The organism is Mycobacterium sp. NGS68 (assembly GCF_059812195.1).
In genome coordinates this window covers 593,730-606,181 of the sequence record NZ_JCALCE010000001.1, presented here as the reverse complement: position 1 = coordinate 606,181, position 12,452 = coordinate 593,730, and the positions used below count along the sequence as shown (strand labels likewise).

Below are 12,452 nucleotides of genomic sequence, written 5' to 3'. Positions count from 1 at the left end.
ACGCCCACGGCCGTCGCAATTCGACGAATGATTCCGCGACCTCCACGCTTTGCAGCGCGGTCATCGCCGTCGGCCCCAGGGTCAACCAGCCCGGGTGCGCCGCGGGTTACCGTCCCTTTCGTAGAGCGACACGTCACCGATGCGCACCTTTTGCAAGGCAAGGGCCGCCGCCGAACCCGCCGAACCGGCTGTGTGCCAGCGCTTTCGCGCAACATTGAAGTTGCCCATACCCTCGCGCTAACCCAGGCCGCTCTCGACCATCTTGACGACGACCAGCACGACGGCGACCAGGAGGTAGCCGCGCAAGGTCACCAGCCCCACCCGGCGGGCGGTCGACATGGCCGGACGGGTCAGGGTCCCCAGGTCGGGAGTGCGCCAGTTCTCCCGGTCCTGCGCGCGGACGGCACGCCGTTCGGCACGCGTGAGCAGCGGGGTGTCGTCGAGTTCGTCGATCTCTTCGGGATCCAGGTTGCCGCCCAGCGCCTGCACGATCGCTTCCGCGTCGCGGATGTCGCTGTGCCGTCGGCCCGCGGCGATCGCAACGACGCCGACGACGAGGCCGACTACCGCACCGATCGCAAGCCCGCGTTCGATCGCCGCGGTGGACAGGTGCTGGAACAGCGTCGTCACCGTCAGCGCCAGCGACACCAGCAGCAGTGACCACACCGTCGTCCACGCGATGAGGTTCTGCCGCACCGTGTTTGCCCAGGGGCCCAGCACCGCACGGTCGTTGCAGAGCAGGACCAGGAACACCGTCGCCGACGGCAGCAGGATGCCGGCGAGCACCTGGACGCCCTGGGTGACCAGGCCCAGGACGTGGTCCGGGCTGAACGCGATCGCGGCCGACACCGCGAGCAGCAGGGCATAGCCGCCATAGAACATGGGGGCCTCGCTGACCTTCCAGTGCAGCGAATGCCGCTTGCCGATCGCGTCGCCGACGGCGTAACTGGTGGCCAGCCCGATGGCGTTGGCGCCGATCAGCGACGCATCCAGCAGGATGATCGCGAACAGCACGCCCCCCGTGCTGCCCAGGTGCGTCGACAACGCGGACGCGACCGCCCCCGCGTCGACGAAGTTGCCGACGTCCTCGGTGCCGGCCAGTCCGAAGGCGGTCACGGCCATCAGCGCGGTGGCGCCGGCGATGACGGCGACGATCCCGATGATCAAATCGGCTCGCGCATAGGGGATCCAACGCGTGGTGATGCGCTTGTCCACGACATTGGACTGCTGGAAGAACAATTGCCACGGTGCCACCGTGGTGCCCACCAGCGCGACAATCAGCAGCAGCACAGTGGAATCCAACCCGCCGGGCGACTGCGGAATCAGTCCGCTCGCGATGCCCTTGAAGGTCGGGTGCACCAGGAACACCAACGGGATCAGTAGCACGTTCACCGCGATCAGCACGAACATCAACGCTTCCCAGCGCCGGAACGAGCCGCCGGCCACCACGGCGAACAACAACACCGCGGCGGCCGGGATCGCGACCACCTTGGGGCAGCCCAGGAATCCGAGTGCCATTGCCACGCCGATGAATTCGGTGACGATCGTCAGCGCGTTGAGCAGCAGCAGATCGGCGATGCTGAAGGTTCCCCAGAACTTGCCGAAGCGCTCGAATATCAGCCGCGCATGCCCGACGCGGGCAACCGCACCGAGCCGCAGCACCATCTCCTGGTTGACGTACAACACCGGGATCATCAGCGCCAGCGTCCACAGCAGCGTCATCCCGTAGTTCTGCCCGGCCTGCGCGTAGGTGGCGACGCCACCGGCGTCGTTGTCACCGACCATCACGATCAGGCCTGGGCCCGTTATGACCAGCAGGGTGCGCAGCCGGCGCCAGCGACCGCTGACGGCGCCTGCGCCATGCCGCCCGATGCGCCCGAACGCCCCGACGATGTCGCCGGTGACCGGATCCGCCTTTTCGGAAACGTCGGCGGTCACCGTCGGGGCGTCCGCGCCCCGACCGCCCAGCGCATTGCGACGGCCCCCGCGGAACTGCGTGGATATCGAAGCCATCGAATTCTCGCTGCCTGGGCAGTCGGCTTAGCGGTGACGGCTGCCGGAGTCGGACGGGTGCCCGCCCAGCGAGGCGGTGATCACCGCGATCGGCATCCGCGAGACGTACAGGTTTGCCCGCTCCTGCGGAGTCGTCGGGCGCCGACCGCGCAGCCTGGTGGCCAGCCGCCGACCCGTTGTGCTAACTCGATGCGTAACAACAAAAGCCATGATCTTTTCCTGTCTGAAGGCGATCGGCTCGTGGCATTCAGCATTGAATAGCACCCGCATATTGCGCGCGTGTAACCGGAAGTTTCGAAAGAAAGTTCAGGTGAATGCGGGAATGCCGGAACCGGATCGGAACAAGATGGATTTCGGATAGGGACTATCGCCCGGACTGATATCGCTCATCTCGCCCTCACCTCCTCTCGGCCAGGACACACGCGGGTGTCACCACATTCACCTGGGCGAAAAGGGTAGAGCGCCGCGGCAAATCCGCCGGCGCCGCACCCCTCTCGTCGGAGCTTCGGCACTGCACGGCGTATCCGGGGTCCGTAACTCCGGAAGCCACTTGGGCTCAACCCTTGGGTCCGGGAAGAGCTGTCCTGACCCGGGGCGTCTCTCGACGTTCGGGGTCAGTGGCCTGTGTCCATGCAGACGCCTCACCTACCGAGGTGCTTGCAGTTCCCCATGGTGGCACCGCGACCTGTTGCGCGTCAAACGTGTTTCGGCGAGGCCTACGCTTTCAGGCATGGCCAACACACTGCAGGAACCCAGGGTTGCGACCGAGCTCGACCGGATGTACGCCGAATCGAAGGACCAGATGTCGCGGTTGCGCGACAAGGGCGGCCAGCTCAATCGGCCGATGACCACGCAGGAACGCACCGAGGCGATGAGCGAGTTCTACATCCCGGTGACCCCCGAGTCCGGTCAGCTGCTCTATTCGTTGGTGCGGGCGACACGCCCGGCGACAATTGTGGAATTCGGCATGTCGTTCGGCATCTCCGCGATCCATCTGGCGGCGGCGGTCCGCGACAACGGGACCGGCCGGGTGGTCACCACCGAGCTCAGCGAGACCAAGATCGCGGCGGCGAAGCAGACGTTCGCCAAGGTCGGACTGGACGACGTGATCACCGTCCTCGAGGGCGACGCACTGTCCACGCTGGCAGACCTGGACGGGCCGGTCGACTTCGTGCTGCTCGACGGCTGGAAAGACCTGTACCTGCAGGTGATCAAGCTGCTCGAACCGCGGCTGTCGGCGGGCGTGCTGGTGATCGCGGACAACGCCAGCGCGCCGGACATGAAGCCCTACCTGGACCACGTCCGGGACCCGGGCAACGGCTACGCCAGCTTCAACTTCCTGGTCCGGGACAGCGACAGCATGGAACTCAGCTGCCGCACAAGCGATTAACCGCTACCTCAGCGACTCTTCGAGCCACGGCGTCAGCCACTTCACGCCTTCCGCCGTGAGGTGGACGCCGTCGCTGCGCACCTTGATGCCGTCCACCTTGGCGGTGTAGACGCCGTCCGGGCACAGCTTCTTGTTCAGGTCGAGAACCTGGGCATTCGGATGGTGGCTGATCGTGTTGCGCAGCATGCTGTTCCACTGATTGACGCGGTCCGGCTGGTCCTCCGGATACAGGCGCCCGTCCGGCTTTTCGCCGCCGCGGCTGTAGGGGACGGTGGCGACGACAACGCGGACGCCGGTGGAGCTCACGATGTCCAGCGCCCGCTCCAGCTCGGCGTTGAGGTAGCCGTCGAACGTCGGATCGCCGATGTGGGTCCACTTGCCCTCATTCACCCGGTCCACGGTCTCCCAGCGGCCGATGATCAGCAGCGCGACGTCCGGTTGGTCCTGGTTGATCTGCGTCGACCATCTGCCCGGCCAGGTGTCGCATTCGGCGCGCTGCTCCAGCGTCTGGCCGATGTAGCGGTACGGCGTGCCGCGCACCAGGCTGCAGCCGATGACGGTGTGGTCGAGGAACGCGAATCCCGGTGTCGGCGGTAGGTAGTGCATCCACGTCCACCCGATGGAATCGCCGAATACCGACACGGTGAAGGGCCGGTTGGGGTCTCGGGGTCGGGGCACCGGCTGCACGCGCGACGGCGAGACGGCCGCGACGGCCGACACTCCGGGCGGCAGGCCGACCTCGCGCAGGCCGGTCCCGGTGCCGACCGGAACAACCAGGATGGTGACCGCGGCGGCCGACGCCACGGTGGCCGCGGCCAGCGGCAGCAGCTGCACCCGGGCGGGCCGCCAACGCCGAATGGGTTGCTCGATCAGCCACCACGACGCGGTGGCCAGTGCCACCGTCACGGCGCAGCGCGCCGCGAACAGGCTGAGCCCGGACCAGCCGGTGCGTTCGCCGTTGAGCGCCAGGAAGATCGGCCAGTGCCACAGGTAGACGCCGTAGGAAATGGTGCCCAGCGCCACCAGCGGGCGCCACGCCAGGACGCGGGCCACCAGGCCGCGCTGCTCGATGGCCACCGGCGCGATGACCAGCACGGCCGCGACCGCCACCCCGATCAGCAGGCCGTGGCGGAACTCCCGAGCGCTGCCCGTGGCGAAGTGCACCGCCGCCGCGAGTCCCGCCAGGCCGAACACCGGCAGGATACGGGCGACCCGGCGTCCCCAGCGGGTGCGGATCAGACACCAGCCGCGGTTCAGCGCCTGCCAGTCCCGAACCAACAGCGCGGCCGCCGCTGAGCCCGTCAGCAATGCCTGCGCGCGGGTGTCGGTGCCGAAGTAGATGCGGTCGCGGGTGGCGTCGGAGGTGAGGACGATCGCGGCCGCGGCCGACCCCAGCGCGCCAGCCGTGGCGATCAGGAAGGTGGCGAGCCGGACCCCGCCGACGGTGGCTTTTTGGAAGTAGCGTTTGGCCCGCGCCGCGAGCAGCAGGGTCACCCCGATCAGCAGGACGGGCCAGATGAAGTAGTACTGCTCTTCCACCCCGAGCGACCAGGTGTGCTGCAGCGGCGAGGGCGGGGCGCCCTGGGTGAAGTAGTCCGTCTTCTGCGCCACGAACCGCCAATTCGCCATCCACATGAAGGCCGCGAGCGCGTCGCCGCGCAGTCCGTTCAGGGATTGCTGCGGAAGCAGTTCGCGGGCCGCGCCCACGGTGAGGACCATCAGCACCAGCGCGGGCAGCAGCCGTCGGGCCCGGCGAATCCAGAAACCGGTCAGTTCGATGCGACCGGCCCGGCCCAGCTCGTCGAGCAGCAGTGAGGTGATCAGAAATCCGCTGAGGACGAAGAAGATGTCGACGCCGATAAAGCCGCCGCTGACGCCGGGGATGCCGCCGTGCCCGACGAGCACGAGCGCGACAGCAATCGCGCGGATGCCGTCCAGCGCGGGAATGCCGTCGCGCCGCGTGGGGCGGTCCCAACGCGCGAACCGGCCGACGCGGCGCACCGGAGCCACCCATCGCCGCCTAGCAGAAGGCGCCGGCGCGGTGTCCGTCCCGCCCGGCTCAGTGCTCGCTGTTAGCGCGCCACCGTGTCGTCCGGCGCCAAATTTGCTGCCGATACGTCGCTGCCCCTCCTCGTGATCCCAGGGAGCTTAGTTGCGACGCAGCCGGATTTACGGGAGACACGCGGGCTCACGCCAACGACAGAAACAGCTTCTCCAGCTCGTCCTCGGTCAGGCTGGATGTGGCGCCGGAACCGGCGTCCGTGATGCAGTTCCGCATTCCGGCCGCGACGATCTTGAACCCGGCACGATCGAGCGCCCGCGATACCGCCGCCAGCTGAGTGACTACGTCCTTGCAGTCACGGCCTTGCTCGATCATCGCGATGACGCCGGCCAGTTGGCCTTGGGCCCGCCGCAATCTGGCGAGCACCGCATTCATGCGGTCGGTGTCGTCGATCATCGGTCCTCCTGAGTGTTGTTGATCGCTATCCTACCCCCGGGGGTATTGCAGTGCGTCCACTCGGTGCTGCACCCGCGTCACCTGTGGCGCGCTGACTGCAAATTCTGTGCAGTTCGGCGCGGTCACATTGACCCCTTCCCGGCGGCGGGCGGGCCGTGGCCGCAGCCGTTGCGGCCACCAGAACCAGCGGCCGAGCAGGGCGGCGATCGACGGTGTCATGAGTGAACGCACGATCAGGGTGTCGAACAGCAGGCCCAGACCAATCGTGCTGCCGGCTTGGCCGATCGAGCGGAGATCGCTGGCGACCATGGACATCATGGTGAAGGCGAACACCAGGCCGGCCGCGGTGACGACGCCGCCCGTGCTTCCCATCGAGCGGATGATGCCGGTCTTCAAGCCCGCGCCCTTTTCCTCTTGGAACCGGGACACCAGCAGCAGGTTGTAATCGGACCCGACGGCCAGCAGGATGATCAATCCGAAAACCGGTGCGATCCAGTTCAACTCGAGTCCGAATATATGCTGCCAGACCAGCACGGACAGCCCGAACGCCGCGCCGAGGCTCAGCAGCACCGTGCCGACGATCGCGAAGGAGGCGACCACAGCCCGGGTGATGATGACCATGACGATGAAAATCAATGTGAGAGCCGCGGTTCCGACGATCAGCAGGTCGTACTTCGACCCTGCCTGTATGTCGCGGTAAATCGCGGCCGTACCGGCAAGGTAGAACTTTGCACCGGTCAGGCTGGTGCCTTTGACGGCCTGATGGGCTGCGTTCAGCGCCGGTATGACCGAGGCTATGCCTGCGGGAGTTGCGGGGTCTGCGTCGTGGGTGACGATGAAGCGAGCGGCTTTGCCGTCGGGCGACAGGAACAATTTCAGGCCGCGTTGAAAGTCGGGGTTCTCAAACGCTTCCGGCGGCAGATAGAAGTAGTCCCCACTCTTGGCGGAGTCGAACGCCTCCCCCATGGCGCTTGCCGTGTCTGTCATGCGGGCAATCTGATCGACAAGACCCGAGAAGGTGCTGTGCATGGTGAGCAAGCTGCCCCGCATGGACTTGGAGACCGCGATGATGGGAGGGAACTGCTGCAGCATCTGGGGCAGCACGGCATCGATATCTTGCATATCTTTCAGAAGCGCCGTCATGTCCGTGCTGAACTTGTCGATGCCGTCGATCGATTCGAACAGCGAGCGTGTCGCCGAACAGACGGGTATGTCGAAGCAATGTTGCTCCCAGTAGAGATAATTCCGAACCGGTCTGGCGAAATCGTCGAAGTCCGCCAGGTGGTCTCTGATCTGGTCGAGCGAGCCTTTCATTTCGTTCATGTCGGCGAGCGTGCGATGGGTCGACCTGCTCATCTGACTCAACAGGCTCTGCATCCGTTCCATCGAGCCGATCATGGCACCGAGGTCGTCGCTCATTTTGAGCAAGTCGGCAGACCGATCCCTCATGAATTGCAGGTTCTCCCTAATGGGAATCGACTGCGCGCTGATCTGGAACGGGATTGATGTGTGTTCCACCGGGCCGCCCAGGGGCCTCGTGATGCTTTGCACCATGGCGATGCCCGGGGTGCGGAAGATGTCTTTGGCAATTCTGTCGAGCACGATCATGTCGCCGGGATTCCGCATATCGTGGTCGCTTTCGACCATGAGGATGTCCGGGTTCATCGCGGCGGCGGTGAAGTGGCGCTCGGCGGCGGCATACCCGACGTTCGACGGCAGATCGGCGGGAATGTAGAAGCGATCGTTGAAACTGATCTTCATGCTGGGCATCACGAGTATGCCCAGGAGCGCGATCGCCAACGAAGCCGCCAACACCGCACCCGGCCAGCGGACGGTAGCGGTGCCGATACGTCGCCAGCCACGAACCTTGACCGCGCGCTTGGAGTCAAGCAGGCCGAACCGGCTTGCGACAGCGACGATTGCGGGAGCGGCGGTGAGCGCACCCGCGACGACGACGAGCAATCCGAGGGCGGAGGGAATGCCCAGCGCTTTGAAGTACGACAGCCGTGCCAGGTGCAGGCAGAATGTGGCGCCGGCGATCGTCAGGCCGGAGCCCAAAATGATGTGCAGCGTGCCGCGAAACATTGTGTAGTACGCGGCTTCCGGGTCTTCTCCGGCCGCTCGCGCCTCCTGATAGCGCCCGATGAGGAATATCGCGTAATCGGTTCCCGCCGCGATGGCCAGCGAAGACACCATGGCCACGACGAATGTCGAGAACCCCAACAGGTTGTAATTTCCGAGCAGCGCGATGACGCCTCTGGCTGTGCCCATCTCCAAACCGACCATGGCGAGAACCAGCAGCATCGTGCTGACGGAACGATAGGTGATGAACAGCATGATCATGATGACCAGCCCCGTCACCCCCATCATCGTGAGCATGCTCTTGTCGGCGGCCTCGTTCATGTCTGTCGTGAGCGCCGCGGGGCCGGTGATGTACACCTTGAGCCCCTTAGGCGGCGACGAACCGCGGACGATGTCGCGCACCGCCTTGACGGATTCGTTGCCCAGCGTGCTGCCCTGGTTACCCGCGAGGTTCAGTTGCACGTACGCGGCTTTCCCGTCCCGACTTTGGACACCCGCGGCCGTCAACGGGTCTGCCCACACGTCATGGACGTGCTGCACATGTTCGGGATCTTTCCGAAGCGCGTCAACGAGGCCGTCGTAATAGTGGCGCGCCCGCTCGTCGAGCGGCCCATCGCCCTCCAGCACAACCATGGCCAGACTGTCGGAGTCGGACTCGTGATACGTCGCGCCGATGCGTTTGGCGGCGATCATTGCCGGCGCATCCTGCGGTGACATCGTGACGGCGTGAGTTCTGGCGACCGATTCGATCGGTGGCACAAGCAGATTGACGGCGACGGTGACAAGCAGCCACGCCACGATGATCGGTATGGCGAAACGGCGGACGAATCGCATGAACTTCGGCCGGGAATCTTGATCGGTACTCATGCCGCTTTCACCAAACAAGATGTTTGGGCGTGGTGCCCAGTCGCGAACCGCTGCTCCCGCACCTCGCCATTGACCACGATGCGACAGCCAATGCTGTCGCTGTCGCCTTGGACCACCACGCTGGCGATCACCGAAGAGACAGTGGTGGATATCGCGAAAGTCCAAGGCAAGGAGGTGAATTCTGATTGCTCCGGGTGCGCGTTCTGGTCGAGGTAGCTCACGTTTCCTGCGGTATCGGCGGGACCGAAAACCTCGTACACCACGCGCTTGCGATTGAACTGCACCAGCGGTTCGGCACCGCTGCCGGTAGCGGTGAAGATCGGTTCGGAGCCGAACACGCCACGCAGTCGATCGACCGCGATGCCACCGAAGAGAACTGCGACCACGACAACCAACGGCACCCAGGTCCTCTTGAGAAGGGTCAAAGTCGGCATTTCCTCACTCGCATCTCGCGGTAGCTGCGGGACGCCGCATTTCAGCGCCCCGATTGCGCCCACACCCGCACGGCCGGCGGAGGATCGCGCTCGCCGCCGTCGGAATATACCGGTAGGGGTATAGGTATTCGCACCGTACACCCCGCTGCGCGCCCATCGCAACATCGACCGCCCGATCACACACCTCAGCAGGTCAGAAGAGGACGAAATGCCCTGTGCCGTATTAATAAATGCATACCCCACACGGTATTAATACGGGCGGGGGCTTGCCCGACCCGTCTCGGCGCTATACGGTAGGGGGTACCGCATAGAGGCCCATGGGCCAGCGCACACGGCCGCGCGGGCCGCGGCGATTTCGGCGGGCACCACGACCGCCACGGGCACGGCGGCGGTCATCCCCTTCCGCCGCAGTCCCTTGCGTGAGACCGATCGCCTCGCCCGTATCCTGAACCCCAGGCGACCGACGACACAGGCAGAAGGCATCGAGATGGGCTGGTTCTCCCGACGTGACAAGTCCGGCCCGGAGAGTGAACCCGCCGCGCTCGAGCCGATCCCCCGCGCGACAAGCGATCCCGCACCGGTCGTCTCGCCGGCCGGTGCCGGACCTCCCTACGCCGGGCGCGCGCTGGCGCTGCCGGCGACGCCCTCTCCCGCCACCGCCCCCGACCTGGCGCGCCGCGCCGCCGATGCCGCCCGCGACGTGTCCGGCGTCGAACTCGACTACAGCCCCGATTCGCTGCTGGTCGTGGACGCGATTTTGGACGCGTTCCGCGAACCCGGATCCGATCTGATGGCCGAGACGATTTTCGTGTTCGGCTGCTATCTGGGCGAAGTGATGGTCCGCAACGCGGGCTATGAGTGGGTGGACACCCCGGACGGCCTCGCGCAGCATTTGGGCACCCTCACCGTCTACCATTCCGGCACCGACAGCCACGCCAACCCGATCAGCAAAGCGTTCAAGCGCGTCAACTACGGCGAACCCGACAATCTGACCTACTTCTACCGGATCTTCACCGCCGGGAACCCGCGCCCGGATTAACCTCGCACCGGACCGCCGCGGAGGTGGCCGGATTTGCTGCGCCGCATGGGAGGCGGCGCTTACTCTAGGTCCTCGGGGCATCGTGAACGACCGCTGGCGGAGGTTGGTGTTGTGGAGGGGACGCCGTTCGGCCGCTATCGGTTGATCGAGCTGCTGGGCCGCGGCGGCATGGGCGAGGTCTGGCGCGCCTATGACACCGACACTGACCGGGTCGTGGCGGTGAAGGTGCTGCCGGCACATCTGGTGGATGATCAGGTTTTTCAGCAACGGTTCCGCCGCGAGGCACACGCAGCGGCGGGGCTGAACGAGCCACACGTGGTGCCGATTCACTACTTCGGCGAGATTGACGGCCGACTGTACGTGGACATGCGGCTGATCGAGGGTCGGGATCTGCAGAGCATCCTCGCCGAAGGGCCGCTGGATCCGGCACGGGCGGTGCTGATCATCGAGCAGATTGCGTCGGCTTTAAATGCGGCACACCGAATCGGGCTGGTGCACCGGGACGTCAAACCGTCCAACATATTGATCGCCGAAAACGACTTCGCGTACCTGATCGACTTCGGTATCGCCCGCGCGGCCGGCGAGTCGCGCCTGACCAGTACCGGCACCACCATCGGCACCTGGGCATACATGGCGCCTGAGCGAATCACCAGCGGAACAGTCGACCCGCGTTCGGACGTATACGCCCTGACGTGCGTACTCCACGAGTGCCTGACCGGCCGAGCACCTTATCCGGGCGACACTTTCGAGCACCTGGCCTCCGCGCATATGTGGACCCCGCCACCGCGGCCGTCGACGTTGCGGCACGGCGTGCCAGAGGCGTTGGACCACGTCATCGCCAAGGGCATGGCCAAGGATCCCAACGAGCGGTATGCGGACGCCGATCAGCTGAGTAAGGCGGCGCGGGCGGCCATCACGACCCCCATGACCAGCCCGCACTCGATGCTGCCCACCGCGCAGGCACAGCGTTTCGAGCCGCAGGCCGCCGCCACGCAAGTCGGACCACCGATGCAGCCCCCGCGCGTGCGCGCTGAGCCGGTTGCAACCGGTCCGACCAAGCCTCGGAAGAATCGTCTCCCCGCTCTCGCCGCCGCCGGTGCCATGGCGGCTGTTCTGGCCGTCGTCGCCGTGATCGTTCTGCGCAGCCATGGCGGCCACAGCGACACGGCCTCAGGTGGCCAAACCGGAGGCGCGCATGCCAACCCGGCGGCGTTCGCCGGAACGTTCGCAGTCGATTTCGGGCCCCAGTTGAACGCCGCCGGAATTCCGCAAGGTGGAATGCCGTCAAAGGAAACCTGGCATCTGCGGTCGGCATGCGGGCCGAACGGGTGTGTGGCCAACGCGCTCAACGACAATGACCCGCAAGGCAACCGGGTATTCGACTACGTCGACGGGCGCTGGCTGATGGTCACGACCGCACCAGCCAAATGCAACGACCACGACGGCCAGGCGTGGAGCATCATCTCCGTCCAACCGCAGCCCGACGGCACCCTGTCGGGTGACTTCTTTCTCCAGAATTCGATGGAGTGCTATGCGAAGGGCAATGTCACATTTACCAGGACGGGAGATACCGATGTCGCTCAGCTGCCGGACCCGGCCCATCTGCCGTCGCGAATAGTATCGCCGGCCAACGCATTACACGGCTCGTATCACTCGACGGCGACGTTGACGACGGCGTCGCGGGTATTCGAAGCGGACTTTGTCGTGCGCACATTCTGCCTGCGCACCGGTGACCGATGCATGAGCTACTTCTATCAGCCGAGCGGCGGTGAATCCGATCCGCTGGTCTTCTCCAACGGGTCGTGGTTGTTGGAGAAAAATCAGGATTACACCCCGGGGGGAAGTTGCCCACCCGACGCGCGCGCGAAGTATCAGTTGACTCGTGAGTTTTCGCTGCCCGCGCCGCAAAAGGATCCGATAACCCTGCTGGTCGGGTATGGCCACGGCAAAGTGACGGGAGCCAGTTGCGTCGCTTCCGTTTTCGACACGAATCAGAAATACGAACGCAGAGGCGATTAGACCCGCGGGGCCCGGGTTCTCAGGCGTCGTGAAGGCCCCGGCGTCCCGAGCGAAAGATGGGACTTGACCCGGCTTCTGCTCGACAACCGTAGGTGCCTCGCCGAACGTGAAATGGCTGCGAAAAGGTGGCCTCGAAGTCGCGGTCGTTTC

At 65.5% G+C, this 12,452-nt stretch carries 9 protein-coding genes and 1 riboswitch; of the genes, 3 read left to right on the top strand and 6 right to left on the bottom strand.

Annotated features, from left to right (window positions below; genetic code table 11):
• Positions 1–237: 237 nt before the first annotated feature.
• Positions 238–2,013 carry an NRAMP family divalent metal transporter gene (locus AC5Y5V_RS02720; protein WP_499931039.1) on the bottom strand — a complete coding sequence of 592 codons (1,776 nt, stop codon included), beginning with the start codon at positions 2,011–2,013 and terminating at the stop codon, positions 238–240.
• Positions 2,014–2,040: 27 nt separating this feature from the next.
• Positions 2,041–2,223 carry a hypothetical protein gene (locus AC5Y5V_RS02715; protein ID WP_499931038.1) on the bottom strand — a complete coding sequence of 61 codons (183 nt, stop codon included), beginning with the start codon at positions 2,221–2,223 and terminating at the stop codon, positions 2,041–2,043.
• Positions 2,224–2,495: 272 nt separating this feature from the next.
• Positions 2,496–2,673, bottom strand: a riboswitch (M-box (ykoK) riboswitch).
• 70 nt (positions 2,674–2,743) lie between these two features.
• Between AC5Y5V_RS02715 and AC5Y5V_RS02710 the strand changes: the two genes are divergently transcribed.
• Positions 2,744–3,403, top strand: a complete 660-nt coding sequence (locus AC5Y5V_RS02710) for an O-methyltransferase (RefSeq protein ID WP_499931037.1) — start codon at positions 2,744–2,746, stop codon at positions 3,401–3,403.
• A 3-nt stretch (positions 3,404–3,406) separates the two neighbouring features.
• Here the strand turns inward: AC5Y5V_RS02710 and AC5Y5V_RS02705 are convergent, their stop codons facing one another.
• The 4 genes from AC5Y5V_RS02705 to AC5Y5V_RS02690 all read right to left on the bottom strand — a co-directional run bounded on the left by AC5Y5V_RS02705 (position 3,407) and on the right by AC5Y5V_RS02690 (position 9,244).
• Complete coding sequence (locus tag AC5Y5V_RS02705) at positions 3,407–5,404, bottom strand: SGNH/GDSL hydrolase family protein (protein ID WP_499931109.1); 1,998 nt, start codon at positions 5,402–5,404, stop codon at positions 3,407–3,409.
• Positions 5,405–5,591: 187 nt separating this feature from the next.
• Positions 5,592–5,861 (bottom strand): metal-sensitive transcriptional regulator, encoded by a 270-nt coding sequence (locus AC5Y5V_RS02700; RefSeq protein ID WP_499931036.1) that lies wholly within the window; start codon positions 5,859–5,861, stop codon positions 5,592–5,594.
• Positions 5,862–5,891: 30 nt separating this feature from the next.
• Positions 5,892–8,777, bottom strand: a complete 2,886-nt coding sequence (locus AC5Y5V_RS02695) for an MMPL/RND family transporter (protein ID WP_499931108.1) — start codon at positions 8,775–8,777, stop codon at positions 5,892–5,894.
• A gap of 29 nt (positions 8,778–8,806) precedes the next feature.
• Positions 8,807–9,244, bottom strand: a complete 438-nt coding sequence (locus AC5Y5V_RS02690; RefSeq protein ID WP_499931035.1) for an MmpS family transport accessory protein — start codon at positions 9,242–9,244, stop codon at positions 8,807–8,809.
• A gap of 487 nt (positions 9,245–9,731) precedes the next feature.
• Between AC5Y5V_RS02690 and AC5Y5V_RS02685 the strand changes: the two genes are divergently transcribed.
• A complete protein-coding gene (locus AC5Y5V_RS02685; protein ID WP_499931034.1) occupies positions 9,732–10,283 on the top strand; it encodes a hypothetical protein in 552 nt (183 codons plus the stop codon).
• 111 nt (positions 10,284–10,394) lie between these two features.
• Positions 10,395–12,302 (top strand): serine/threonine-protein kinase, encoded by a 1,908-nt coding sequence (locus AC5Y5V_RS02680; protein WP_499931033.1) that lies wholly within the window; start codon positions 10,395–10,397, stop codon positions 12,300–12,302.
• The last annotated feature ends 150 nt before the right edge of the window (positions 12,303–12,452 follow it).